The following is a 25,438-nucleotide window of genomic DNA, read 5'->3' as shown; positions in this document are numbered from 1 at the left end:
GTTGGGTGTCGGCAGGAAAGTCTGCGCATTAGCCTGTGGGAGCAAGCTCGCTCCCACAGAAGCACGACAGCGCTTTCAGAGCTGGATGACAGCCCCCGGCGCAAACACCGCCTCTTCCTGCGCAATGCCGTTGACCAGCGGTGCGCCGAACTCGCTCTGGCTGATCTCGAAGCGATCACCCGGCCGGGTCTTGATGCCGTCGGCAAAGGACAGCGTTGCGGTGCCGAAGAAGTGCACGTGCACATCGCCCGGGCGCAGGAACTGACGGTATTTGAAGTGGTGGTACTCGAGGTTTTCCAGGCTGTGGCACATGTTGGCCTCGCCGCTCAGGAATTCCTTTTCCCACAGCACCTGGCCATTGCGCAGGATGCGGCTGGTGCCCGCCAGGTTTTGCGGCAGGTCGCCGACGCGCAGTTCCGGGCCGAACGAGCAGGCGCGCAGTTTGGAATGGGCCAGGTACAGGTAATTCTTGCGCTCCATGACGTGGTCAGAGAACTCGTTGCCGATGGCAAATCCCAGGCGGTAAGGCTTGCCGTCGTGGCCGATCACGTACAGGCCGCTCAACTCAGGCTCTTCGCCTGCGTCTTCGGAGAACGGCGGCTGCGGGAAGGCCTCGCCCGGGCGAATGACGATGCTGCCATCGCCCTTGTAGAACCACTCGGGCTGCACGCCCGCCTGCCCCGCCGCCGGTTTGCCGCCTTCGATGCCCCATTTGAAGATGCGCATGGTGTCGGTCATGGCCGACTCGTCGTTGCCGTGCTGGTGCATCTTGTCCCGGGCCGAGGCGCTGCCCAGGTGAGTGAGGCCGGTGCCGCTGACCAGCAGATGCGCAGGGTCCGGGTGATCCAGCGGCGGCAGGATGCGCAGGTCGGCGCGCAGTTGCGAATAGTCGTGACTGTCTCCCAGCCCGAGGCTGTCGACCTGTTCGGCCAGGGAAATCTTCTTGTCGATGGCCGCCAGCGCCAGGTCACGGGTGCTGGTCGCGCCCTGCACTTCGCGCACGAGTGCGCCGTCCACCAGGCCTACGCGACGCTGGCCGTTACCCAATTCGAATTGAACCAGATGCATGAGTTTCTCCTTTCCAGATGATGAGCACGACCGCTGTAGGAGCGCGCTTGCCCGCGATGGCGGTGTGCCTGTGACGCTTAGGGTGGCTGACACGGCCCTATCGCGGGCAAGCGCGCTCCTACTAGGCTTGTGAACGACGGGCGCTGGCCGCGAATTCGGATTCAGGCAGCACGTGTTTGCGCTCAAGCACGCGATAGACGATGCCGGTGAGGATCAAGCCGAAGACCATCACCCCCGACAGGAAATACAGGCCTGAGGCCAGGTTGCCGGTGATTTCTTTCAGCCAGCCGATCACGAACGGGCCGATGTAGCCGCCCAGGTTGCCCACCGAGTTGATCAGCGCGATACCGGCCGCAGCGCTGGCACCGGCAAAGAAGCGGCCCGGCAACGTCCAGAACACCGCGGTGCAGGAAAACAGCGAGAACGCCACCAGACACAGCGCCGCCAGTTGCAGCACCGGCACGCTGAGAAAGGCGCTGAGAAACAGACCCAGTGCGCCGATCACATAAAGCACGGCCAGGTGACCATAGCGATCATTGAGGCGGTCGGAACTGCGCGGCACGATCAGAAGGCCGATGATCCCGAAAATGTAGGGCACCGATGACACGAAACCGGTCACCAGATCGCTGCCGCCGAATTGTTTGATCAGGGTCGGCAGCCACAGGCCCAGGCCGTAGATGCTCAGGGTCACGGGGAGATAGAACAGCGCCAGCAACAGGACGCGTTTGTCCTTGAGCGCGTGCAGCGGATTGCCGTGGCGGGTCTGGCCGTATTCCTGCAGATCCTTTTGCAGCTCGCCGGCCAGCCAGCGCTTTTCAACCGGATCGATCCACTTCACATCGTCCGGGCCGTCCGGCAGCCAGCGCAGCACCGGCCAGGTCAGCAGGATCGCCGGAGCGCCGATGCACAGGAACAGCCACTGCCAGCCGTGCAGGCCGCCGATGCCTTCCATGCCCAGCAGGCCACCGGAGATGGGGCCGGTGATCATCATGGCGATGGGTTGCGAGAGGATGAACAGGCCCAGGATCTTTCCGCGGTGGCGCACCGGGAACCACTGGGTGATGTAGTACAGCACGCCGGGGAAGAAGCCCGCCTCGGCCGCGCCCAGCAGAAAGCGCATCACATAGAAACTGGTCGGCCCCTGCACTAAGGCCATGCCCATGGTGATCGCGCCCCAGGTGACCATGATCCGCGCGAACCAGCGCCTCGCGCCGAAGCGTTCGAGCATCAGGTTGCTGGGGATTTCCAACAGAAAGTAACCAATGAAGAACAGGCCCGCGCCCAGTCCGTAGGCGGCGTCACCGATGCCGACATCCGCGCCCATGTGCAACTTGGCGAACCCCACGGCGGAACGGTCCACGTAGGCGATCAGGTACAGCAGGATCAGAAACGGAATCAGCTTGAGGGTGATGCGACGTATAAGCCTGAGTTCCTGGCTCATGTTGGCGGTCTCCACGTTGTTATTGTTATTGACTGCTTGCGTGATCGCCTCTGCCTTCGTGTGTGCCGCGCGAGCAGGCATGACAGGGTCGGTCATCGATGGGTACCGACTATATAGTAATACTATTTAATGTGACAACTCTTCCAATCGAGGCTTTTTCGGCCTACTTTAGTCAGCACGCAAAGCCTTTAGTCTTACAATAAGAGTGCTGATTTATGTCTGATTCCCCATCCAATACCAACAAGAAACCCACCCTGCGTTCGGCCCAATGGTTCGGTACCGCCGACAAGAACGGCTTCATGTACCGCAGCTGGATGAAGAATCAGGGCATCGCCGACCATCAGTTTCAGGGCAAGCCGATCATCGGCATCTGCAACACCTGGTCCGAACTCACCCCGTGCAACGCCCACTTCCGCACCATCGCCGAACACGTCAAGCGCGGCGTCATCGAAGCCGGCGGCTTTCCGGTGGAATTTCCGGTCTTCTCCAACGGCGAATCGAACCTGCGCCCTACCGCAATGCTCACGCGTAACCTGGCGAGCATGGACGTGGAAGAGGCGATTCGCGGCAACCCCATCGACGGCGTCGTGCTGCTGACCGGTTGCGACAAGACCACCCCGGCCCTGCTGATGGGCGCGGCCAGTTGCGATGTGCCGGCCATCGTCGTGACCGGCGGGCCGATGCTCAACGGCAAGCACAAGGGCAAGGACATCGGCGCCGGGACCATCGTCTGGCAGATGCACGAGTCCTATAAGGCAGGCCAGATCAGCCTCGACGAATTCCTCTCCGCCGAAGCCGGCATGTCACGCTCGGCCGGCACCTGCAACACCATGGGCACGGCCTCGACCATGGCCTGCATGGCCGAAGCGCTGGGCACGTCCCTGCCGCACAACGCCGCAATCCCAGCGGTGGATTCACGCCGCTACGTACTGGCGCACATGTCCGGCATGCGTGCCGTGCAGATGGTCAACGAAGACCTGCGCCTATCGAAGATCCTGACCCGCGAAGCGTTCGAGAACGCCATTCGTGTCAACGCCGCCATCGGCGGATCGACCAACGCGGTGATTCACTTGAAGGCCATCGCCGGGCGTATCGGCGTTGATCTGGAACTGGACGACTGGACCCGCATCGGTCGTGGCACTCCAACCCTGGTGGACCTGCAGCCTTCCGGGCGCTTTTTGATGGAAGAGTTCTACTACGCCGGCGGCCTGCCTGCGGTGCTGCGTCGCCTGGGCGAGAACAACCTGATCCCCAACCCCGAAGCCTTGACTGTCAATGGCAAGTCGCTGTGGGAAAACGTGAAGAACTCGCCGATCTACGGCGACGACGAAGTGATTCGCGCCATCGACAACCCGTTGGTGGCCGACGGCGGTATCTGCGTGTTGCGCGGCAACCTCGCGCCGCTGGGCGCCGTGCTCAAGCCGTCCGCTGCCACCCCCGCCCTGATGAAGCACCGTGGGCGCGCGGTGGTGTTCGAGAACTTCGACATGTACAAGGCGCGGATCAACGATCCGGATCTCGACGTTGATGCCAGCAGTATTCTGGTAATGAAGAACTGCGGGCCGAAGGGTTATCCGGGCATGGCCGAGGTCGGCAACATGGGCCTGCCCGCCAAGCTGCTGGCACAGGGCGTGACCGACATGGTGCGTATTTCGGATGCGCGCATGAGTGGCACGGCCTACGGCACGGTGGTGCTGCACGTGGCGCCGGAAGCGGCAGCCGGGGGACCGCTGGCGGTGGTGCAGGAAGGCGATTACATCGAGCTGGACTGCGCGACCGGACGCCTGCACCTGGACATCCCCCAGCAGGAACTCGACGCCCGCCTGGCCGACTGGCAGGCGCCGCAGCAGTTGTTGATCGGTGGCTATCGCCAGCTGTACATCGACCATGTGATGCAGGCCGACCAGGGGTGTGATTTCGACTTCCTGGTGGGCATGCGCGGATCGGAAGTGCCTCGGCATTCCCATTGACGCCCCCACGGGCCCGGGCTTGAAACCACAACCCGTGCCCCCGCCGCACTGCAGGAGCGCGCTTGCCCGCGATGGCGGTGTGTCAGGCAACACATCTGTCACAGGCCAATCGCTGTCGCGGGCAAGCGCGCTCCTACAAGCTGTGGTGGTGCAATCCAGTCAGGTGCACGCCGCAACCCTGTAGGAGTGAGCTTGCTCGCGATCGCGGTGTGTCAGGCACGCAAGGGTCGTCTGACACACCGCCCCGCCGGCAAGCCGTGCTGATACGGGTTTCGGGTTTGGCATCACATCTCGTGCACGCCTGCGCACTGTAGGAGCGCGCTTGCCCGCGATGGCGGTGTGCCAGGCAACACATCTGTCACAGGCCAATCGCTGTCGCGGGCCAGCGCGCGCCTACAGAGACTTCGCCACGCCGGCCTTGTGAGGTCAATGCTATGATGCGCCGCACCCACCGCTCAGGATCGTCTCGCGCCCCATGGATTACCGTAAGCCCTCCGACCGCAAAAGCATGCATTCACGCATCGTCCAGGACATCGGCATGCAGATCGTTTCAGGGCGTTTCAAGCCGGACGACAAGCTCCCCGCCGAAGCCCTGCTCTGCGAAGAATACGCGGTCAGTCGCCCGGTGCTGCGCGAGGCGACGCGGGTGTTGGTGGCCAAGGGGCTGGTCTATTCGCGGCCAAGGGTCGGCACGGTGGTCAAGCCGCGTCGCGAGTGGCACATCCTCGATCCTGACGTGTTGCACTGGCTGATGCAGAGCTCGCCGCAGAACGAGTTCTTCGCCCTGCTCACCAGCGTGCGCAGCATCATCGAACCTGCCGCGGCGGCCCTCGCCGCGCAGCACGCCACCTCCGAAGAAATCGCCTCCATCGGCGAGGCCTACGACCGCATGGCCGCCGCGCCGACGGTGGAAGACGTGCTGCAACCGGACCTGGATTTTCACAGCCGCATCGCCGACGCGACCCACAACGATCTGCTGGCGCACCTGTGCAACATGCTGTCGCTGGCGCTGCGCGAAGCGCTCAAACATTCGAACAAACGCCCCAACCTGCACGAACTCGCCCTGCCACGGCACCGGGCAATTCTCACCGCCATCGAAAACCGCGACGCCCTCGGCGCGCACCACGCGACACTGGTGCAACTGGACGACGCGCGCAATGCGCTGAATGTGGTGTTGGGTCAGGGGCTCTGACGCCTCTGGCTGACTTGAATCGAACCTGTGGGAGCGGGCTCGCCCGCGAAGGCGGCGGCACGGCTACAAAAGATGCGGCGCCATCCCCGGCCTCTTCGTCGGCAAGCCCTCTCCCACAGAGTGTGTGTCGTGCCACACCCCGACACACACCCACTCGTTTGAATGCACGATCCTTCCTCCATCCCTCCAAATATTGGCTATAACCAATAGAGTCCGTTTCATCATCGACAAGGATTCGTCGTCAGCCCATGTCCCTTCCCCTGCGACCTCAAGCATGAGGTTTAACATGTACTCCATCGCCAGGCTCTGCGGCATCGCCTTGCTTCTGGGTTTGCTGGCTGCGCTGCTGCTCAAGAACATGCTGCTGGGCGATTCGGTCGATTTCCATCGGCACAAGGCCCTGCTGATTGGCGTGGACGGGGTGCAATACGAACAACTGAAACAGGCCATCGACGCCGGACACGCGCCGGTCATCGCCGCGCTGCGGCCGATGATGACCTACACCGGCGGGATGGTTGGCACCGCGACTCAGCAAACCACCTTCAGCGGCCCTGGCTGGGCCACCGTGCTGACCGGCGCCTGGGCCGACCGGCACCGGATCGCCAGCAACGACAGCGGCCTGCGCATCAAGACCGACAGCCTGTTCAAACTGATCAGCCTCTCATCCCCCACACGCCACACGGCGAGCATCGTCAGCTGGAACCCGATCAACGATAACTTCGCCGACGACATCTCGGCAGGGTTCATCGAGCTTGGGGTCAAATGCGGTGGCGATGACCAGTGCGCGACCGAACGCACGGTGCAGGAACTGCGCACCGGGAATTTCGACTTCATCTTCGTGCATCTGGACCAGCCTGACGACGCCGGCCACGAGAATGGTTTCGGACCAGGCTATCAGGACGCCATTGCCAAGACCGACAAGCAGATCGGGCTGATCCTCGACGCACTGGGCAAACGCAAGCGCGAGAATGCCGATGAGGACTGGCTGGTAATGGTCACCACCGACCACGGCAGAAGACTGCCGGACGGCTACGATCACGGCGAGCAGAGCCGCAGCGAAAAAACCGCGTTCATCGGCCTGAACAAACCGGCCAACGAACAACTGACCCAGCCCATCTCCGACCCTGACAACCCGGCGCTCAACGGTTTGTACGGCCTGGCCAGCGAGGCGGACGTGGTACCGACCATTCTCACCCACCTGGGCATCAACACCGATCCGCAGCGCTACACCATTGATGGCGTGCCGCTGATCGGTCACGTGGGCGTGCGCCAGTTGGGCGCCAGCCTGAATGCGGAAAAACGCACGGTCGAACTGCGCTGGCGCGTCACCGAAGGCAGCAAGCAGCCGCTGCGCATCTACCGTGCCGGCCAGTTGATCGCCAAACTGACGGACTCCTCCAGCCAGTACATAGACAGCGACCTGCCGCAACCCATCGGCCAGTTGAACTACACCGTGGTGTTCAACGAAGTGCCGGTGTCGGTGCTGGTATCGGACAAGTCGGTCAAGCGCTGAAGCGGCGATAACAAACGGGATCCTTATATTTTTTTCTCCTTTCACCGCCGCGCAGAGACCTGAACCGCTACAAGTCCAAGCCACTGACATCCCGGCAGCACAGCAAAAACCCCTGATATTTGAATGACTTACACGCCGGGGAAAAAACCCCGCAGCACCCGTCGCGTCAAAAAAACCCGGCGGATAACCGGCGCCAATCTTTAACCGCCCGCAAGCTGTTGACAGTAAAGGCCTTCGCGCATAGTTTTGGGTCAGTGATCGTTTTCTCCTGCCTGGGTCACTGCTGCTGCATTTCAACAAGACGGGACGTATCCAGCCTTTTCAGTCCTGCGCTTTCAAGAAGACAAATCCTGTACATCGCCTTTGACCGGGCGACGCTTTTGTATGCCTTGGTTTAGCTGTCGTCTGACCGACGCAGTCACGGCGCGCGCGTGCCTGACTGCCCATTGATGCATGCTCAGCTGGAGTACCGGATGATGACCAATCTGTCGGCGGAGCCGATTTCGATGACCACGGGCAAGCCTGTCAAACCGGGCTTTTTCTCGCTGTCACTGCTGCCCCGGCTGGTCGGGTTCAGCGTGCTGTTTTTCATTGTCTGGCTGCTGTTTTCGACCCTGTTCATGCCGTTGCTGTCGTCATCGGCGACCCGGGCGATTCTCAATGCGCCAGTGATTCTGCTGACCACCCCCATCGATGGTGTGGTCAGCTCGCTGAAGGTCAAGGCCGGCGACACCTTCGACACCGGCCAGACCATCGCCACCATCGAGAACCCCAGGGCCAACCAGGAAACCCTGCTGACCCTGCAGACCCGCCGCCTGACCCTCGAGCAGCAACTGGCCTCGCTGAAAAGCCAGGCCGAGCACGACCAGCAGTTCTACGAGGCGCTGGACAAGACCAGCCAGCAGTACCAGAGCGCCTATCACACTCGCCAGCTCTACACCCAGCGCGCCCTCAAGGCCGAAAGCGCGGCTGCCGATTCTCGCCTGCAGGATGCCCAGGCGACGGTGACGCGCAACATGGAACTGTTCCGTCAGGGCGCCGTGAGCCAGGCGGCAGTGACGTCGTCCAAGGCACAACTGGCGTCCTTGCAGGGCGCGGCCGAGTCGATCCGTTCGCAGCTGCGAATCAACAGCGGCGATGTGTCGGCGGCCAGCGAACAGGTGTACCTGGACCCCGACCAGTTGCGCATGTTCGACCTGCAATCGCGCATGACCACCCTGCAACTGAGCCTGGCCAACCAGGCGAAAAACCGCGCCACGCAACAGCAGGAGCTGGACAACCTGAACCGCCTGATCGACACCGAGCAGAACCGGGTCAAGTTGATGGCCGCCTATGATGTGGTGGCCTATGCCCCCGGCACCGTTCAGGAACTGATCGCACCCCAGGGGACGCTGGTGCGTGCAGGCTCGACACTGCTGCGGGCCACCGTGTGCGACCAGACCAACGTGATCGCCGTGTTCCCCGAGCGCATGGCCAGCAAGATCAACCGCGACACAGTGCTCGAGGTCAAGGTCGGGGGCCTCAACGAACCGCTCAAGGCCCACGTGGTGCAGTTGCTGGCCAAACCGGGCGATGCCCAACTGGCCAATTACAGCGTGCCCTTCCCCTTCGCCGAACAGAATGCGGTGTACGTGGTGGGCGCCTTCGACGCCGACCTTTCGCCCACCCAGCGTGCACGGACCTGCAACCCCGGCAACTGGGTCACGGCCGAGGTCGTGCGATGAAACCTCATTACTGGGCGCTGCTGGCGGCGCTCTTCGTCACGCAGGCGGTGGCGGAGCCGGGCCGGGCGCAGTTGCAGACCATGACCTGCACCGCCCTGGACCAGGCCGTGCAATCACTGGCCGAAGGACCGGTGCTACTGGCCAGTTACCCGGCCTTCGAAGGCCATCCGCCGGCGATCATCGCCTTGCGCGGCGTGGCCTTCACCTACGATAACGCGCTGGCAAGCATTGCCCTGTTCGGCTGCGGAAAACCGCAGTCGGCCCGGCGCATCGCCGACGCACTGGCCTACGCCACCGACAACGACCCGGATTACCACGACGGCCGCCTGCGCAACGCCTACGCCGCAGGCGTGGTGAAACAGCACGGGCCGATCCTGCTTCCCGGCTACTGGAGCCAGGAACGCGGCGCCTGGAATCAGGATGCCTATCAGGTGGGCAGCGCCACAGGCAATCAGGCCTGGGCGGCGCTGGCGTTGCTCGAAGCCTTTCGCCAGACCCGCGAGCAGCGCTACCTGCTGGCGGCTGAAAAGGTCCTGCTGTGGACCCAGCGCAACACCTACGACGCCCAGGCGCCGGCGGGTTTCATCGGCGGCTTCTACGGCTACCCGCCCAACCCGGTGCGCCAGGGCTGGAAATCCACCGAGCACAACGTCGACCTGGCCGCGGCGTGGCAAGCCCTACAACAGATCAAGGCCAGCCAGGACAGCGCGGAGCAGGCGCGCATCGCCCGCCACTTCGTCGACAGCCAGTGGCTGGAAAGCGAAGGCCGCTTTCTCATCGGCACCCTGCCGGACGGCCGCACCGCCGAGCATCAGCGCTCGGGACTGGATGCGCAGATCTGGCCGCTGATTGCCGTCAGCGACCCACCCAAGGACTGGTCGCGAGCACTGGCGTTCATCGATCAGGCCCACCGCTTCGACGCCGGCTACGGCTTCAACCGCAACCCCGACGGCCTCTGGACCGAGGGCACCGCCCAGGCCGCTGCCGTCGTGCAACTGACCGGCGCCAGCGACAAGGCCCGGCCCTTGTGGCCGGTGCTCATGGCCCAGCAGGCCAGCGACGGCTGGCTGTTCGCCACACCCCAGGCACAGATCAGCACCGGGCTTGCCATCGGCCCGGACTCCACCAGCAACGACTTTTTCTACTACCACCTGCCTCATCTCGGCGCCACGGCCTGGGCGGCGATCGCTGCCAGTGGCGTCAACCCGTTCACCGGCGCTCAAGAGGCTAACTGACATGCACGCCCTCGACGATTTGCAGTTGTGGCAGTTGAACCTCGGCACGCTGGCAATGGTGATTCTGTTCACCCTGCTGACCCGCCGCGACCAGTGGCCGGCCCGCGCGGTGTTCGGGATCATGACCGGCCTGTTGCTCATCAATTACCTGGTGTGGCGGGTGCGCGAAACCCTGCCGGACATCCACGCCGGGTTCGCCACGTTGTGGTCCTACGCTTTCCTGTTCTTCGAATCGCTGGCGATCACCTACACCCTGGTGTCCATCGTGGTGATGCTGATTCGCAGCGATCACCGCAAGAGCGCCGATGCCGGGGAATACCGCCTCCGAGCGGCCGGGCGCCACGTGCCTGCGGTGGACGTGTTCATCTGCACCTACAACGAAGGCCTGGACGTTCTGGAAAAGACCATCATCGCGGCCAAGGCCATGGACTATCCCAATTTCAACGTCTGGGTGCTGGACGACACCCGCCGCGACTGGCTGCGCGACTACTGCCTGGACATGGGCGTGCACTACGCCCGCCGCCCGGACAACAGCCATGCCAAAGCGGGCAACCTGAACAACGGTTTGCGCACCTCGCAGGCCTCGACCAACGCGCCCTACATCCTGGTGCTGGACGCCGACTTCGCGCCCCAGCAGCCGATCCTGATGCGCACCCTGGGGCTGTTCGAAGACCCGAAAGTGGCGTTGGTACAGACCCCGCAGTTCTACTACAACCCCGACCCGATCCAGCACAACCTGGGCTCATCGACCTGCTGGGTCGACGAGCAGCGGGTGTTCTTCGACGTGTTTCAGCCCGCCAAGGACGGTTGGGACGCGGCTTTCTGCGTGGGCACCTCATTCGTGGTGCGGCGCGACCGGATCAACGAGATCGGTGGCTTTCCGACAGGCTCGGTGTGCGAAGACATCTACACCACCTACCGTCTGCTACAACATGGCTACGTCACCCGCTGGCTCAACGAGCGGCTGTCCATCGGGCTCTCCGCCGAAGGCCTGACCGAGTACATCAACCAGCGCGGGCGCTGGTGCCTGGGCACGATCCAGGTCGCGCTGCTGGCCGACGGCCCCTTGCGCGGGCGCGGCTACACGCTCAACGACCGGCTGCACTACATCCACGGCATGCTGCACTGGTTTTCCAAGCCGTTCATCCTGATGATGCTGATCTCGCCCCTGCTCTACTGGTACTTCGGCATCGCCGGGTTCTACGCCAAACCGATGGACTTCCTGGCCTTCGGCATGCCGGCGCTGATTGCGTTCTGGGGATACGGCACTTGGGTCACGGACCGGCGCACCCTGCCGATTTTCACCGAGGTCACGCAGATCGTGGCGTCCCTGGCCGTGACCGCGACCATCGTCAGCGCGCTGATTCGCCCGTTCGGCCGGCCCTTCAAGGTCACCGCCAAAGGGCTGGACCGTACCCAGGCCGTGGTGCACTGGAAACTGTTCGGGTTCTTTTTCTTCCTCACCCTGTTCGCTCAGGTCGGCGCCTTCACGGCGATTGCCACCGCCGACACCTTCGACGGCAACGTGCAGTTCAACCTGTGCTGGACGGTGGTGGCGCTGGTGTACAACGTCGCCACGCTGGTGGCCTGTGTCGACCGGCCACGGCTGCATGGGGAGGAACGTTTCCCCTTCGTCAAACCCGCCGGCCTGCACCTGGCCGGACGCATGTTCGCCGGGCAACTGACCGACATCTCGATCAGCGGCGCATCGTTTGCCTGCGCACATGCGGCGCAGATCAGGCCGGGCCTGCGCGGCACGGTGTGGGTGAATAAGGTGGGCCGGGTGCCGGTGGAGGTCAAACGCCAGACCGGCGATGGCCGGCTGGGGCTGCAGTTCGTGGATCTGCAGGAGCCGTTGCGTCAGCGGCTGATCGGGCGCTTGTTCAGCGATGCTAATACCAACGTCGCAGGCAGAGCCAAGCCTGCGGTGGCGTTCAGCAGCCTGTTGCGCCGCTCGTTGATCGGCGAGAAGCAGCCACGCAAGCCGATTCGCCCGCGCAGGTCTCGCCAGCCCGGGCGTTTCATGCAGCGCCACGGCTCGATGATCGTGGGTGTGCTGGCCTTGCTTCTGCTCGCCGGCTGCTCGCTGGAACCCACCTACGAGCGCCCTGAAGCCCCCATCGATCAGCAATGGCCGAGCAACGCACAGGGCGGCGCTGGCGAGGCGAAACTGGCATTCGAGGAAGACTGGCACCGGTTCATCACCGATCCGCGCCTGCGCCAGGTGATCGAGCTGGCGCTGGAGAACAACCGTGGTTTGCGTCAGTTTGCGGCGTCCGTCGAGGAATCCCGGGCAGAATCCGACGGCGCCCATGCCTCGCTGTTTCCCTCCATTGGTATCAATACCTACGCCGGGCGCAGCAAGATCCCACCGCTGGTGCGCACTCAGAGCGGCGGGGTAAGTTCGGGCAGTATCGACAATACCTTCCAGGCCACCGCCGGTTTTACCTCTTACGAACTGGACCTGTTCGGTCGCCTGCGCAGCCAGCGCAACGCCGCTGACGCGCGTTTCGAGGCCAGCGAAGCGGATTACCAGACCGCGCGCCTGGCACTGATCGGCGAGGTGGTCAGCACCTGGCTGAGCCTGAAAGCCAACCAGACGCTGCTGGACCTTGCCCAGTCCACCTTCCAGTCCCAAGAGCATTACGGCCAGTTGCTGCGCAGCAGCTACAACCTGGGCTCGACGGCGCGCATCGATGTGCATCAAGGCGATGCCATGACCAATACCGCCGCAGTGCAGGTCAACACCTACCGCATGAAAGTCGCGCAGAACCTCAATGCCCTGCGCGTGCTGGCGGGGCAGCCGGTGCCTGAATCGCTGCTGCCTCAAGGGGATCTGGCCAAGACCCTGGCCACTGCCGATGTGCCCGCGGGCCTGCCGTCGAGCCTGATCCAGAGACGCCCCGACATCATGTCCGCCGAGGCGCTGTTGCGCGCCTCCAACGCCGACATCGGTGCGGCGCGCAGTGCGTATTTCCCGACGCTTTCATTGACCGGTGCACTGGGCAGCCTCAGTGGCGATTTCTCCAGACTGCTCACCGGCCCTGCCGAGTTCTGGCAACTGGCGGCCGCCGGCTCCATGACCCTGATCGACGGCGGCCAGCGCCGCGCCGTGGTCGACGCCAGCCATGCGCGCTACGACGCCAACCTTGCGGCCTACGAAGGCACGGTGCAGAACGCGTTCAGGGAAGCGGCCGATGCGCTGAATGCCCGGCAGGAAATGCTGGCCCAAGTGGCGGCGCAGAAACGCCTGGTGGAGGACTATCAGGAGGCCTGGCGCCAATCGCGGCTGCGTTTCGAGGCGGGAATGGACAGCTACTTTTCGACCATGGACGCACAGCGCTCGCTGTTTGCATCGCAGCAGGAGTGGCTGACGCTGGAACTGGCGCGACAGGTCAATCAGGTGAACCTGTACAAGGCGCTGGGTGGCGGCTGGAGCCCACCAAAGATGAAAGTCGCCCAAGCACAATGACCGCACCACCCATCCCGTAGCAGTCCGGCTTGCCGGCGACGGCGATCTCACGGACGCAATCGCGGGCAAGCGCGCTCCTACGGTATCGGGATCAATCACATCCGTAGCAGCACGGCTTGCCGGCGGGGCGGTGTGTCAGGCGACCTTTTCTTAACAGACACACCGCTCCCGCCGGCAAGCCGTGCTGCTACGGGTTCGGTGGTGCGGTGACGCTACGGCAGATAGATACTGAACAACCCGCCGCCCAGCTCGCCGCCGTTGGCGATTTCGATATGCCCCGGCACGCCCTGGCGCTGGTGCTGCCGCGCGATATTGGCGGCGAAGTACAGGCCCAGGCCCGTGCTGCCGCTGCTCTGGTTGATCCCGAGCACGTAGTCGGTCTGGTTCTCGATCATCTTGGCAGGGAAACCGGGACCGTCGTCGTTGACGCTGATGACCAACTGCTCACCCACCTGCCCCGCCGTAATCAACACTTCACTGCGCGCATAGCGAATGGCGTTGATGACCACGTTCGACACCACCGAGCCAATCAACTCGCGGTCGAAGAAACCTGGCAGGCCGAAGTCGTCGACACTGTAGCGGGCGCTGATGCCACGGCTGGCGAGCACTTCCTGATGGAAGGCCAACTGCGCCTCGATGAAGTCATCCAGCTCGTGGTAGTCCGGGCGCAATGGCAACTGGTTCACGCCCAGTTTGTACAGCCCCAGCAACTGCACCAGCATGCCGTTCAAATGAGCGAACTCGTAGTCGATCACGCCCTGCTCGGGGGTGCCGCGCTGCGCTTCGGGCAATTTCTCCAGCCACTGGCCGTGGGCCTGGATCAGCGAGGCCAGGGAATTTTTCATGTCGTGCACGGTGGAGGCAATCACCATGGAAAAATCCAGCCCCTGATCCTGATCCTTCATTCGCCGAATGCCCTGATGCGCAGTTTCTGGTAGCGCTCGTAGCGCGGGTCGGTTTCGGGCATCTTGCCCACCATCTTCAGGCTGTTCTGACACTCCGCGAGGCTGGCCGCATCCAGGTTCTGCACGCCCATGTGCAGCAGCGACTGGGCCATGTTCAGGGCAATACTGATGTTCTTGGGTTGCAGCGCCAGGCCCTTGCGGAACAGGTCCTGGGCCTCGCCCAGCTTGCCCGCGCGATAGGCGCGAATGCCTTGCAGGTTCAGGTCGATGGCGGCCTTGCCGGCGCTGAGGATGTCCGGATCGTCGGTCTGTTTGGCAATGTTCTGCATCACCGCCGGGTCATCACCGTAAATCTCCGCACAGCTTTTCAGGATGCCCGCACCCGCGGCTTCCTGCCCCAACTGAGTCAGCTGCGCGGCCACGGCCAGCGCTGCATCGGCGCTCAGGAACTGCTCCATACCGTCGAGCCGGGCCATGGCCTGCTCGGTGAGTTTGGCGGCCATTTCCGGGTCGGAGCTGGCAACGCTGGTGGCCTTCATCAGGCGAGCGCGTACTTGCAGTCCGGCGTCGTTGGTGTGTTCCTTGGCAACTTCGCTCAGGGTCTGGTTGATCTCCACCCGGGTGCGCGCATCCAGCCCGCGCTCGCCGCCACGGCTGATCAACGCCTGGGCAAGACCCAGGTTGGTTTCCGGGTCCTTGAAGCGCGAGAACTGGCCCTGGGAAACCGCCTGACGATAGGCCTTGGAGGCTCCGTCAAAATCCTTGTTCTCCAGCGCCAACTGACCCAACAGCCGCTGACGACGGACCGCGTAAGGCGACAGGCGCACCGCTTCTTCAAGCATCTTCTGCGCACGCCGGCGATCACCCAGGGCGATCAGCACATCCGCCAGGCCGTCGAACAGCACGGGCATGGCGTTGAAGGTACGAATCGCCTCTTCATAGACCGCCTGCGCCTCGGCGTTGCGACCACGCTTGTGCAGCAGTTTGCCCAGCGCAGAAAACGCCCAGGGTTGCGGACGGTCGGCCAGGATCGATTTGAGAAAGGCTTCCAGCGGTTCGTGCTGGTTCAGGTCACGCAGGGCCTCGGCCTTGTAGCGCAGGCACAACGGCGCGAAACGTGGGTCCTGCTTGGTCAGGTTCACACAGGCGGCAAGCACTTCAGCCGGCTTGCCGCGATCCAGCGCCTGCAGGATGGGTTTGAGCAGGTTCTTGCGCTGTACGATCTTTTCCAGACGCTGGGCCAGGCTTGCGCGGTTGAACGGCTTGGTCAGGTAGGCATCGGGTTCCCACTCCAGCGCACTCATGACCATCGCCTGGCTGTTCTCGGCGGTGACCATGACGAACACGCTTTCATGGCTGATGAGCTTGTCGGTCATCAGGTCTTCGAGGACCTGCTGGCCGTTCTTCTTGCCATCGCCCAGGTTGAAATCGTGCAGGACGAAGTCATAGCGCTTCTGCGAGCACATCTTCAGCGCCTGTTCGCCGGTATCGGCGGTGTCCACTTCCTTGACGCCCAATTCACGCAGCATCGACCTGACCGAGCTGCGAAAATCGGAGAAATCATCGACGATCAGAAAGCTTTTTTGGTTCCACGCCAGCATCGAGATTCCTGTCACGGGAGAAAAAATCAGCCCAGAGGCAACGGCACAACGGGTCGACATCGCCGCCCCCGGTTTTTGCGGGGCAGATGATAGCCAACCACCACCGGCCAGCAAGCTATTTCACATCGGCGCCGGCCACTTTGGGTGCGGCAAGACGCCGCTTAACCGCGTTATCGGCGGCGCAGGGGTAAAGCTTAGGTGATGGCGGGGGGAAAAATCGAATGCCACAGGGGTGTTTGCCTGTTATGCGCGATAGCACGCCCCCGTAGCAGCACGGCTTGCCGGCGGGGGCGATCTTGAAGCCCCCGTCGCGGGCAAGCGCGCTCCTACAAAAGCGCCGCAGATCATCCGTAGCAGCACGGCTTGCCGGCGGGGACGATCTCGAGGCCGCCCCGCCGGCAAGCCGTGCTGCTACGGGAAGGTGGTGTGCTTTTGATCTTGATCTTCGTGCGCGGTGGTACAGGCGACACAGGGCGCGACGTCAAGGCGCCAGGCCGAGCGCAGGCGTCGTGTAGGGGGATGAGCGGCATGGATGCCGCGAAAGCCGTGCGGGCCATGGATGGCCCATCATGGCGTGCCCCCGGAACGGCGCCGGAGTCGAGGGAAGTCCGAAGGACCCCAGCCTGTCGCAATGGCTTTGCCTACTTTCCCCGTAAGGAAAGTAGGTCGCCCGTAAGGGGCGAACCCTAAAGCCCAACCACCGCCATAACGGATATACACACAATAACGGCGTCACCCCAAGACGCGGAGCGTCAAGTCAACCGTTACCACGCAGAGCGTGGGAACGATCATAAGAAAGCAGGCGCCAGAGCCATTCCTTCGCCACCTGTGACACATTGGCTAATTGACTAATTCGTCACATGTTTTGTCGTAAATCACATTTAAGGTACAATCCGCGCCCGCCGCACCCATCTGGACCTGATGACCGGACCGTGCGGCGGTTGTACTGTTTACTCAAGCTGCTGATTCCAATGATCTAACAACAAGCCAGCGCGGAGGGACACAGAACTCGAGGAGCGTCTATCGCCCTTGAACCCTACCTCCTCGCCCGTCGGGCGCGATACCGGACTTGCGTCAACGTCAGTTGCAAAACGACGTGACACTCCCCGGAATCGGCCCCCATAAAAACGGCAGGCGGATAATGTTCGATCAACTGGATAACACAATGCTGAAAAAGACGAGCAAGGCGCTGCTGGGGCTGGCAGTTACGCTGGGCATGCTTCAGGCACACGCCGCTGAAGCCAAGAAAGTGGATGTGCTGCTGATCGGTGGCGGCATCATGAGTTCGACCCTGGGTGTCTGGCTCAACGAGCTGGAGCCGGGCTGGTCGATGGAAATGATCGAGCGTCTGGACGCAGTCGCCGAAGAAAGCTCCAACGGCTGGAACAACGCTGGTACCGGCCACTCGGGCCTGGCAGAGCTGAACTACACCCCGGAAGACAAAGACGGCAAGGTCAACATCTCCAAGGCGATCGAGATCAACGAAGCCTTCCAGGTGACCCGTCAGTTCCTGTCCTGGCAGGTGCGCAGCGACGTCCTGAAGAACCCGCATTCGTTCATCAACTCCACTCCGCACATGAGCTTCGTGTGGGGCGATGACAACATCAAGTTCCTCAAGAAGCGTTACGAAGCACTGCAGGCGAGCCCGCTGTTCCGCCCGATGCAGTACTCCGAAGACCCGGCGCAGATCGCCAAGTGGGTCCCGCTGATGATGGAAGGTCGTGACCCGAACCAGAAGCTGGCGACCACCTGGACGCCAATCGGCACCGACGTCAACTGGGGTGAAGTCACCCGTCAGTACGTGTCGTCCCTGCAGACTCGCCCGAACTTCAAGCTCAAGCTGTCCAGCGAAGTCAACGACATTACCCGTAACGCCGACGGCTCCTGGCACGTCGAGTACAAGAACCTGAAGGACGGCACCAGCAGCGCGACCGACGCCAAGTTCCTGTTCATCGGTGCCGGCGGTGGCGCACTCAAGCTGCTGCAGAAATCCGGCATTCCGGAAGGCCGCGACTACGCAGGCTTCCCGGTTGGCGGTTCGTTCCTGGTGACCGAGAACCCGACCGTTGCCATGCAGCACATGGCCAAGGCCTACGGCATCGCCTCCACCGGCGCGCCGCCCATGTCGGTTCCGCACCTGGACACCCGCGTGCTCGACGGCAAGCGCGTGATCCTGTTCGGCCCGTTCGCGACCTTCTCCACCAAGTTCCTGAAAGAAGGTTCGTACCTGGACCTGTTCAGCAGCATGACCACCCACAACTTCTGGCCAATGACCAAAGTGGGCATCGAGCAGTACCCGCTGGTCGAGTACCTCGCCGGCCAACTGATGCTGTCTGACGACGACCGTTTCAAGGCCCTGCAGGAATACTTCCCGCACGCCAAGAAAGAAGACTGGCGCCTGTGGCAAGCCGGTCAGCGCGTACAGATCATCAAGCGTGATGCCGAGAAAGGCGGCGTACTGAAGCTGGGCACCGAAGTCGTCTCGTCCCAGGACGGCAGCATCGCCGCTCTGCTGGGTGCATCGCCAGGCGCCTCGACCGCCGCGCCGATCATGCTCAACGTGCTGGAAAAGGTCTTCAAGGACAAGGTTGCAACCCCTGAGTGGCAAGCCAAGATCCGTCAGATCGTTCCAAGCTACGGCACCAAGCTGAACGACTCCCCTGCCGCCGTTCAGCAGGAGTGGAACTACACCGCTGAAGTCCTGCAACTGGACAAGCCGCCAGTGATCGACCAGAGCGTCGGCACCAGCACCGCGACCCCAGCCACGCCGGCTGAAAGCAAGCCTGCGAACGACATGGCGCTGTAACAGGCTCCATCGTTGACGCTGTAAACAAAAAAGCCACGGGATTTGAACCCCGTGGCTTTTTCGTTTGTGATGCCCCCACCCTAGAATCGCAGCCGCCTACGTCCCGTAGCAGCACGGCTTGCCGGCGGGGGCGCCCTCGAGATCGCTCCGCCGGCAAGCCGTGCTGCTACCTGAGCGATCGCGACGGGATTTATTACACGGCATCACAAATGAAGTACCCGCCCCCGTATTTATCCGCTTCACGCAACTTTCTAAAGTCCACTCCACCTGCTGACCGATCACCCCGACCGGTCAACCTCTGGAGTTGCACTCATGCCTTTCATCAGCGTTCGCATCACCCGTGATGGCGTTACCAAAGAACAGAAAGCCCAGGTCATCGCCGAAATCACCAAGACCATGGAAACCGTGCTGGGCAAGGACCCGCACCTGACCCACATCGTGATCGAGGAAGTGGACACCGATAACTGGGGCTACGCTGGAATCACCACCACCGAGTACCGCAAAAACCTGACGCAGGCCAAATCGTGACCGTCGCCGTCAGCGTCGACTTCGTGTCGGACATCGTGTGCCCCTGGTGTGCGCTGGGCGCTACCGCCCTGGAACAGGCCATCGACAACCTCGCTGGCGAAGTGACCGTGGCGCTCTCGTACAAACCCTTCGAACTGAACCCGGACATGCCGGCTGAAGGTGAGCACGCGGTCCAGCACATGATGCGCAAATACGGCCGCACCGCAGCCGAAGTCGCTTCACGCAACGAGATGGTGATCGCTCGCGGCAAGGCGCTGGGCTTTGACTTCGACCTGGAAAAACGCAGTCACTTCTACAACACCTTCGACGCCCATCGCCTGCTGCTGTGGGCTGCGGGAGAAGGCCGCCAGGTCGCGCTGAAAAAAGCACTGCTCAAGGCCTACTTCACCGACGGCCAGAACCCCAGCGACCTCGAGACGCTGGCACGCCTGGCCGGTGAAACCGGGCTGGACACCGCAGCCGCCCGCCGGGTGCTGGCAAGCAACCGGTTCGCCGAGGAAGTCCGGGAGCTTGAAGGCTTTTATCAGGCACGCGGGATCACTTCGGTCCCGGCGATGGTGCTCAACGGTCGTCAGTTGGTCACCGGTTCTCAGTCTGTCGAGTACTACGAACAGGTCCTGCGTGAAATGGCGCAAACGCCTACACCGGCCTGAAGCCTTACCCCATTCGTTCAATACGCATTCTTACGTTTAAAGAGGATTCATCATGAGCAATTCGAAAAAAGTCGTTGTGGTCACGGGCGCATCCCAAGGTCTGGGTGCTGGCATCGTCGCCGGCTTTCGCAAGCTGGGTTATCAGGTGATCGCCACCTCCCGTTCGATCAAGCCTTCCACCGATCCGGACATCCTGACCGTGGCCGGTGACATCGCTGACCCGGCCACCGCCGAGAAGATCATCCGCGAAGGCGTGGCCCGCTTCGGCCGTATCGATACGCTGGTCAACAACGCCGGGATCTTCGTGGCCAAGCCCTTCACCGAATACAGCCTGGACGACTACGCGCAGATCGTCGGTACCAACATGACCAGCTTCTTCCGCATGTCGCAGTTGGCCATCGCCCAGATGGAAAAACAGGGCGGCGGCGGCCATGTGGTCAGCATCACCACCACCCTGGTGGACCATGCGGTTGAAGGCGTGCCTTCGGTCATGGCTTCCCTGACCAAGGGCGGCATGAACGCGGCGACCAAATCCCTGGCCATCGAATACGCCAAGCGCGGCATCCGGGTGAACGCCGTCTCCCCTGGCATCATCAAGACCCCGATGCATGGCGAGGAAACCCACGCGGCCCTCGGCGCACTGCATCCGGTCGGCCACATGGGCGAGGTGGAAGACATCGTTGGCGCCGTACTGTACCTGGACAGTGCGAACTTCGTGACGGGCGAAATCCTGCACGTCGATGGCGGCCAGAGCGCCGGGCACTGATCGGACACGTCCGATTCGACAAACCCGAAAAGCAGGCAACACTTGAATCGGCCCGGCCCACGGGCCGATTCCTCATTGAATGGCACAAGGCACTACTAGTAGGAGCACATCATGAGCAAAGATCTGGACAAAGTGCTGTACACCGCCAAGGTTCACACCGATGGCGGACGCGACGGCGCCGCCGCGAGCGACGACAATCGCCTGAACATCAAGCTGTCTTCTCCGGGCGCCAAGGGCGACGGCACCAACCCCGAGCAACTGTTCGCGGCGGGCTGGTCGGCCTGCTTCATCGGCGCCATCGGCGTGGTCACGCAGAAGATGAAAGTGGCAATGCCCGCCGACACCAGCGTCGATGCCGAAGTCGACCTGGGCACCAACGAAGGCGGCTACCTGATCCAGGCCCGTCTCAAGGTCAGCCTGCCAGGGCTGGACCGTGAAACCGCGCAGAAGGTCGTGGAAGCGGCACACCAGGCCTGCCCGTATTCCAAGGCGACCCGCGGCAACATCAATGCCGAAGTCACCCTGGCCTGACCGAAACCGGCGGCCATCCCAACCAGCTTCCCGAACGTCGGGCGGCTGGTTTTATTTTTTGTAAGCAGCGGGGAAATTGTCGGCAAAACGCCCCGAAACAGTGCAAGAAATAACGATTCAGCGGCCATATCCTCGGCATCATGTGCGGCGCGCATACCCCATTCCCAAACGACATAACCCAGGGTTTACAGGCGTGATAGTCTCGCCGCACCTATGAGCATATGAAATGGCGTCAACGATGATCGCCAGTACAGGAAACGTCATGTCCAGAATGTCCCACACCGCGCTGCGCCGTAATTTCCGCGAGCTTCTCGCTTCCAACAAGTGCTTCGACACCGCCTCCGTTTTCGACCCGATGTCTGCGCGCATTGCCGCTGACCTGGGCTTCGAAGTCGGCATTCTCGGTGGTTCGGTCGCCTCGTTGCAGGTGCTGGCCGCCCCGGACTTCGCCCTCATTACCTTGAGCGAATTCGTCGAGCAGGCCACCCGCATCGGTCGCGTTGCGCAACTGCCGTTCCTGGCGGACGCCGACCACGGTTATGGCAACGCGCTGAACGTCATGCGCACCGTCGAAGAACTGGAGCGCGCAGGGGTTGCGGCGCTGACCATCGAGGACACCCTGCTGCCGGCGCAGTTCGGGCGCAAGTCAACGGACCTGATTTCCATCGAAGAAGGCATCGGCAAGGTCAAGGCGGCCCTGGAAGCGCGCTGCGATCCGGAACTGGCAATCATTGCCCGCACCAACGCCAACGTGCTGTCGGTGGAAGACCTGATCGAACGCACCCAGGCCTACGAAAAGGCTGGCGCGGATGGCATCTGCATCGTCGGCATCAAGGACTTCGAACACCTGGAGCAGGTGTCGGCCAAGCTCACCGTCCCGCTGATGCTGGTGACCTACGGCAACCCGAAGCTCAACGACTTCGAACGTCTGGCCAAGCTGGGTGTGCGCATCATCGTCGCCGGCCACGCGGCGTACTTCGCCTCGATCAAGGCCACCTACGACTGCCTGCGCGCCCAGCGCCAGGTCACCCACAGCACCGAAAACCTCAGCGCCACCGAACTGACCCACACCTACACCTTGCCTGAAAACTACGTGGCATGGGCCGAAGAGTTCATGGACGTCAAAGAGTAAACAGCCCCAAGAGCGGTGCCCTCCCCTGGCACCGCTTCCCTCCCGCAAACCCCACGCTCCCGTAGCAGCACGGCTTGCCGGCGGGAGCGATGTCAGGGCTGGCTCAGGCGCTCAGGTGTTCGTAGAGAATCGTCGAGCCCACCAGCATCAGCACCATACCGCCGACGATTTCGGCGCGCTTGCCGACCACTGTGCCAAGCACCCGACCCAGCATCACGCCCAGGGTGACCATGACCGTGGTCGCAAGGCCGATGGCACCGGCCGCCACCAGGATGTTCACGTTGACGAAGGCCAGGCCCACGCCCACCGCCAGCGCATCGATGCTGGTGGCAAATGCGGTGATCGCCAGAATCACGAAGGAATGGGAGTCAGGTTTTTCCTCCTCTTCGTCATCGTGCTTGATGCCGTTGTAGATCATGTGCAGGCCCAGGATCAGCAACAGCGTGAAGGCGATCCAGTGGTCCCAGTTCTCGACATACTGAGTGGCCACCTGACCGATACCCCAACCCACAATCGGAGTAATGGCTTCGATCACACCAAAGATCAGGCCGGTGCGCAGCGCTTCGCTGAAACGTGGTTTGTGCAGGCTGGAGCCTTTGCCGATGGCCGCCGCGAAGGCGTCCGTGGACATGGCCAGGGCGAGAAAAATCAGGGAAATGGGATTCACGGTGTACTTCCAGTCGGGCTATAGAGACAACGACGCAACCACACGCCCGACTTTAGGCATGGATGCATCGCTGGTCTCGCCAACCGAAAGGTGTTCGCGCCACGGCATGAAGCCGAGAATGTTGACACGAACGCTCATGACCAAGGCCTGAGCAGGCTACTCCCCAACAACGGTGGCCACTATAGCGGCTACGATGTGAAAATTATATGACCTCGATAGATTTTCGTGGTTATGGCTATCGGCTTAGCTCTTCACCTTGGCCGCATACAACCCACCCGCAATCACCAGGCACGCGCCGATGATGGTCCAGTTATCCGGCAATTCGCCAAAAACCAACAGGCCGATCAGCGTGGCAAACAACAACAGCGAATAGTTGAATGGCTGCAGGGTCGATGCCGTGGCGTAGCGCAACGCCTGAAGCAACAAGAGCTGAGCCACCACGCCCGTCATCGACAGAATCCCCAGCAGCACCCACTCCGTCCCCGTTGGCGTCACCCACAACGGCAACCCCAGCACCGTCACGGCGATTGCACCGATCACGCCCATGTACAGCATGTTGGTCGCGAAAGAGTCGTCCTGGCTGATGCGCCGGGTCAACACGCCGAAAAACGCGAAACCCAGGGCCGAGATCAGCGGAATCAACGCAGCCAGCTCGAACACCCCGGTACCCGGCCGCAGGATCACCACGGTACCGAGAAAACCCACACCCGCCGCGAGCCAGCGTCGCAGCCCGATGTACTCCTTGAGAAACAACCCGGCCAACCCCAGCGTCATCAAGGGGAACACCGCATACAACGCATGCATCTCCGCCAGCCCCAGGTAACGCAAGCCGATGCCGAACAGCACGATATCCCCTACCCCGAGCAAGGCCCGGATGATTTGCAGAAAAGGATGACGGCTCCGGCTGGCGTTTCTTACACCGCCACGATAGGTGCAGTAGGCAATGGCGAACAGCAGGAACACCCAGTAGCGCACCATCACCAGCTGCATGATGGGCAAGTCCCTGACCAGCACCTTGGTGATCCCGTCCTGGGCGGCAAAAATCAGCATCGACAGCAGGCACAACAAGATACCGAGTTGAGGTCTCGCAGCTTCATGGGCGCGCGCAACGCCTTGCAGCGGAGTGCTCATAGAGGGTCAGTCCAGTGGCGGGTTTTGGGGTAGGTCGCAGGTGGTCACAGCTGCCGGGCATTTAAGCCAGAAAAGCGCGAGGGATGCATGTCTGGTAACGACGTGAAGGCGTCGGTGGTGGCCACGACTCACCACCTGTGAAGCACTACCGCCCCAAGAAAAAAACCTTGGCCTCCCGTAGCAGCACGGCTTGCCGGCGGGGGCGATCTCAAAATCGCCTTCGCCACCAAGGCGGCTCCCACGGGATCGAGGTCAGCCGTACCCGTAGCAGTCCGGCTTGCCGGCGTCGGCGATCGTGAATACGTCCCCGCCGGCAAGCCGTGCTGCTACAGGATGGAGTGGGCTTTTTTGTGGAGACGCGACGTCAAGGCGCCAGGCCGAGCGCAGGTGTCGTTGAGGGGAATTGCGAAGAAAAGGATATGTCCCCTGCAGGAATCGAACCTGCATCTAGCCCTTAGGAGGGGCTCGTTCTATCCGTTGAACTAAGAGGACGTAACGTCTGTAGCCTGAAACATGCCGACCGAACCGCTGAGCATGCCTGTCGGCGTCAGCGGGACGGCGAGCATGTTAACCGTAAGCCTTTGTTTTGTCATGTCGTCATTGTCATTTCAAGCTGTAGCCTCTTTCCCACGGACGCCCCCCGCCCGAGCATCATCATGCAATTTGCAATGCACCACATTGACATCATTGCAAAGTGCAATCCAAACCCGCGCAAATTCATTCGTAAGCCATTGATTTTATTGATTATTTTTTCACTAAAAAGCTGGCATGCAGGCTGCATTACTCCTGTTCGTGCAAATCCCCTTCAAAATCAATTCCAAGCGAAGGTAACCGACATGAACATGACTCTCTCGCTGTTGAATGCTGCGGCCCTGGTCGCTCTGGTGGCCTTTCACTTCCACGATGCTGGCAGCAAGACCGAGACAGTCGCCGTTCAGGCACAGCCTCATTATCTGATCAAGCAGGCGCCTCGCTACGCTGCAATGCCAACCCAGCATTCCGACGCCATGCTGGCCAACGATACCGATGAAGCTATTCCTGTCGACCGCTCCGAACGCTGGGTGTTCTGATTTTTTACCAGCTGAAGCGGATTTGCCTGCTTT

General features: G+C 62.2%; 19 protein-coding genes, 1 tRNA gene and 1 riboswitch. Of the genes, 13 read left to right on the top strand and 7 right to left on the bottom strand.

Features of this window, described 5'->3' with window-relative positions; genetic code table 11:
- Positions 1-75: 75 nt before the first annotated feature.
- Positions 76-1,068, bottom strand: a complete 993-nt coding sequence (araD1, locus tag ACIPO9_RS17215; RefSeq protein WP_400782288.1) for an AraD1 family protein — start codon at positions 1,066-1,068, stop codon at positions 76-78.
- A 121-nt stretch (positions 1,069-1,189) separates the two neighbouring features.
- A complete protein-coding gene (locus ACIPO9_RS17210; protein WP_400782287.1) occupies positions 1,190-2,509 on the bottom strand; it encodes an MFS transporter in 1,320 nt (439 codons plus the stop codon).
- Positions 2,510-2,724: 215 nt separating this feature from the next.
- Between ACIPO9_RS17210 and ACIPO9_RS17205 the strand changes: the two genes are divergently transcribed.
- The 6 genes from ACIPO9_RS17205 (at position 2,725) to ACIPO9_RS17180 (ending at position 13,615) form a co-directional block, all read left to right on the top strand.
- The gene (locus ACIPO9_RS17205) at positions 2,725-4,479 is read left to right on the top strand and encodes an IlvD/Edd family dehydratase (protein WP_400609428.1); all 1,755 of its coding nucleotides are present in this window, start codon (positions 2,725-2,727) and stop codon (positions 4,477-4,479) included.
- A gap of 475 nt (positions 4,480-4,954) precedes the next feature.
- Positions 4,955-5,671: a FadR/GntR family transcriptional regulator gene (locus tag ACIPO9_RS17200; protein ID WP_274136412.1), complete on the top strand. Its 717-nt coding sequence runs from the start codon at positions 4,955-4,957 to the stop codon at positions 5,669-5,671.
- Between the two features lie 286 nt (positions 5,672-5,957).
- The gene (locus ACIPO9_RS17195; protein WP_400782284.1) at positions 5,958-7,184 is read left to right on the top strand and encodes an alkaline phosphatase family protein; all 1,227 of its coding nucleotides are present in this window, start codon (positions 5,958-5,960) and stop codon (positions 7,182-7,184) included.
- 473 nt (positions 7,185-7,657) lie between these two features.
- The gene (locus ACIPO9_RS17190) at positions 7,658-8,908 is read left to right on the top strand and encodes an HlyD family secretion protein (RefSeq protein ID WP_400782282.1); all 1,251 of its coding nucleotides are present in this window, start codon (positions 7,658-7,660) and stop codon (positions 8,906-8,908) included.
- Positions 8,905-10,143: a hypothetical protein gene (locus ACIPO9_RS17185; RefSeq protein WP_400782280.1), complete on the top strand. Its 1,239-nt coding sequence runs from the start codon at positions 8,905-8,907 to the stop codon at positions 10,141-10,143. The genes ACIPO9_RS17190 and ACIPO9_RS17185 overlap by 4 nt, the downstream gene beginning before the upstream one ends.
- A gap of 1 nt (position 10,144) precedes the next feature.
- On the top strand, positions 10,145-13,615 hold the full coding sequence (locus ACIPO9_RS17180; protein ID WP_400782279.1) for an efflux transporter outer membrane subunit: 3,471 nt from the start codon (positions 10,145-10,147) through the stop codon (positions 13,613-13,615).
- 212 nt (positions 13,616-13,827) lie between these two features.
- Here the strand turns inward: ACIPO9_RS17180 and ACIPO9_RS17175 are convergent, their stop codons facing one another.
- Positions 13,828-14,520 carry a sensor histidine kinase gene (locus ACIPO9_RS17175; RefSeq protein ID WP_400610128.1) on the bottom strand — a complete coding sequence of 231 codons (693 nt, stop codon included), beginning with the start codon at positions 14,518-14,520 and terminating at the stop codon, positions 13,828-13,830.
- Positions 14,517-16,121, bottom strand: a complete 1,605-nt coding sequence (locus tag ACIPO9_RS17170) for a response regulator (protein WP_400782277.1) — start codon at positions 16,119-16,121, stop codon at positions 14,517-14,519. Before ACIPO9_RS17170 ends, ACIPO9_RS17175 begins: the two co-directional genes overlap by 4 nt.
- 1,165 nt (positions 16,122-17,286) lie before the next feature.
- Between ACIPO9_RS17170 and mqo the strand changes: the two genes are divergently transcribed.
- From mqo to ACIPO9_RS17140, 6 genes are all read left to right on the top strand, one after another.
- Positions 17,287-18,927, top strand: a complete 1,641-nt coding sequence (mqo, locus tag ACIPO9_RS17165; protein ID WP_400782274.1) for a malate dehydrogenase (quinone) — start codon at positions 17,287-17,289, stop codon at positions 18,925-18,927.
- 312 nt (positions 18,928-19,239) lie between these two features.
- Positions 19,240-19,455 carry a 4-oxalocrotonate tautomerase family protein gene (locus ACIPO9_RS17160; RefSeq protein ID WP_274134548.1) on the top strand — a complete coding sequence of 72 codons (216 nt, stop codon included), beginning with the start codon at positions 19,240-19,242 and terminating at the stop codon, positions 19,453-19,455.
- Positions 19,452-20,108: a DsbA family oxidoreductase gene (locus ACIPO9_RS17155; protein ID WP_400782272.1), complete on the top strand. Its 657-nt coding sequence runs from the start codon at positions 19,452-19,454 to the stop codon at positions 20,106-20,108. Before ACIPO9_RS17160 ends, ACIPO9_RS17155 begins: the two co-directional genes overlap by 4 nt.
- A 52-nt stretch (positions 20,109-20,160) precedes the next feature.
- Positions 20,161-20,874, top strand: coding sequence for an SDR family NAD(P)-dependent oxidoreductase (locus ACIPO9_RS17150; RefSeq protein ID WP_274134546.1), 714 nt, complete (start codon positions 20,161-20,163; stop codon positions 20,872-20,874).
- Between the two features lie 111 nt (positions 20,875-20,985).
- A complete protein-coding gene (locus ACIPO9_RS17145; RefSeq protein ID WP_400782270.1) occupies positions 20,986-21,405 on the top strand; it encodes an organic hydroperoxide resistance protein in 420 nt (139 codons plus the stop codon).
- A gap of 262 nt (positions 21,406-21,667) precedes the next feature.
- Positions 21,668-22,537 carry an oxaloacetate decarboxylase gene (locus ACIPO9_RS17140; RefSeq protein WP_274134544.1) on the top strand — a complete coding sequence of 290 codons (870 nt, stop codon included), beginning with the start codon at positions 21,668-21,670 and terminating at the stop codon, positions 22,535-22,537.
- Positions 22,538-22,640: 103 nt separating this feature from the next.
- Here ACIPO9_RS17140 and mntP read toward each other — a convergent pair whose 3' ends face one another.
- The 3 genes from mntP to ACIPO9_RS17125 form a co-directional block, all read right to left on the bottom strand.
- On the bottom strand, positions 22,641-23,204 hold the full coding sequence (gene mntP / locus ACIPO9_RS17135; protein WP_274134543.1) for a manganese efflux pump MntP: 564 nt from the start codon (positions 23,202-23,204) through the stop codon (positions 22,641-22,643).
- A 5-nt stretch (positions 23,205-23,209) separates the two neighbouring features.
- Positions 23,210-23,381, bottom strand: a riboswitch (yybP-ykoY riboswitch).
- A 66-nt stretch (positions 23,382-23,447) separates the two neighbouring features.
- Entirely contained in the window at positions 23,448-24,335 is an 888-nt protein-coding gene (locus ACIPO9_RS17130; RefSeq protein ID WP_400782267.1) for a DMT family transporter, read from the bottom strand.
- Positions 24,336-24,755: 420 nt separating this feature from the next.
- Positions 24,756-24,827, bottom strand: a tRNA-Arg gene (locus ACIPO9_RS17125).
- Positions 24,828-25,171: 344 nt separating this feature from the next.
- Here ACIPO9_RS17125 and ACIPO9_RS17120 point away from each other — a divergent pair.
- Complete coding sequence (locus ACIPO9_RS17120; RefSeq protein WP_400782494.1) at positions 25,172-25,405, top strand: hypothetical protein; 234 nt, start codon at positions 25,172-25,174, stop codon at positions 25,403-25,405.
- The last annotated feature ends 33 nt before the right edge of the window (positions 25,406-25,438 follow it).

Source organism: Pseudomonas sp. NPDC090203 (assembly GCF_044746765.1).
Taxonomy (GTDB): Bacteria; Pseudomonadota; Gammaproteobacteria; order Pseudomonadales; family Pseudomonadaceae; genus Aquipseudomonas; species Aquipseudomonas putida_AD.
The sequence above is the reverse complement of the archived record's forward strand: the minus strand, read 5'-3'. Positions and strand labels throughout refer to the sequence as shown.

What these genes read in the sequence shown, in the direction of transcription:
- ACIPO9_RS17185 (WP_400782280.1), top strand. Translation starts at nt 8,905, where the DNA reads ATGAAACCTCATTACTGGGCGCTGCTGGCGGCGCTCTTCGTCACGCAG.
- ACIPO9_RS17130 (WP_400782267.1), bottom strand. Translation starts at nt 24,335, where the DNA reads ATGAGCACTCCGCTGCAAGGCGTTGCGCGCGCCCATGAAGCTGCGAGA.
- araD1 (WP_400782288.1), bottom strand. Translation starts at nt 1,068, where the DNA reads ATGCATCTGGTTCAATTCGAATTGGGTAACGGCCAGCGTCGCGTAGGC.
- ACIPO9_RS17145 (WP_400782270.1), top strand. Translation starts at nt 20,986, where the DNA reads ATGAGCAAAGATCTGGACAAAGTGCTGTACACCGCCAAGGTTCACACC.
- ACIPO9_RS17175 (WP_400610128.1), bottom strand. Translation starts at nt 14,520, where the DNA reads ATGAAGGATCAGGATCAGGGGCTGGATTTTTCCATGGTGATTGCCTCC.
- ACIPO9_RS17210 (WP_400782287.1), bottom strand. Translation starts at nt 2,509, where the DNA reads ATGAGCCAGGAACTCAGGCTTATACGTCGCATCACCCTCAAGCTGATT.
- ACIPO9_RS17180 (WP_400782279.1), top strand. Translation starts at nt 10,145, where the DNA reads ATGCACGCCCTCGACGATTTGCAGTTGTGGCAGTTGAACCTCGGCACG.
- ACIPO9_RS17120 (WP_400782494.1), top strand. Translation starts at nt 25,172, where the DNA reads ATGAACATGACTCTCTCGCTGTTGAATGCTGCGGCCCTGGTCGCTCTG.
- ACIPO9_RS17205 (WP_400609428.1), top strand. Translation starts at nt 2,725, where the DNA reads ATGTCTGATTCCCCATCCAATACCAACAAGAAACCCACCCTGCGTTCG.
- ACIPO9_RS17140 (WP_274134544.1), top strand. Translation starts at nt 21,668, where the DNA reads ATGTCCAGAATGTCCCACACCGCGCTGCGCCGTAATTTCCGCGAGCTT.
- ACIPO9_RS17160 (WP_274134548.1), top strand. Translation starts at nt 19,240, where the DNA reads ATGCCTTTCATCAGCGTTCGCATCACCCGTGATGGCGTTACCAAAGAA.
- ACIPO9_RS17150 (WP_274134546.1), top strand. Translation starts at nt 20,161, where the DNA reads ATGAGCAATTCGAAAAAAGTCGTTGTGGTCACGGGCGCATCCCAAGGT.
- ACIPO9_RS17190 (WP_400782282.1), top strand. Translation starts at nt 7,658, where the DNA reads ATGATGACCAATCTGTCGGCGGAGCCGATTTCGATGACCACGGGCAAG.
- ACIPO9_RS17195 (WP_400782284.1), top strand. Translation starts at nt 5,958, where the DNA reads ATGTACTCCATCGCCAGGCTCTGCGGCATCGCCTTGCTTCTGGGTTTG.
- mqo (WP_400782274.1), top strand. Translation starts at nt 17,287, where the DNA reads ATGCTGAAAAAGACGAGCAAGGCGCTGCTGGGGCTGGCAGTTACGCTG.
- ACIPO9_RS17200 (WP_274136412.1), top strand. Translation starts at nt 4,955, where the DNA reads ATGGATTACCGTAAGCCCTCCGACCGCAAAAGCATGCATTCACGCATC.
- ACIPO9_RS17170 (WP_400782277.1), bottom strand. Translation starts at nt 16,121, where the DNA reads ATGCTGGCGTGGAACCAAAAAAGCTTTCTGATCGTCGATGATTTCTCC.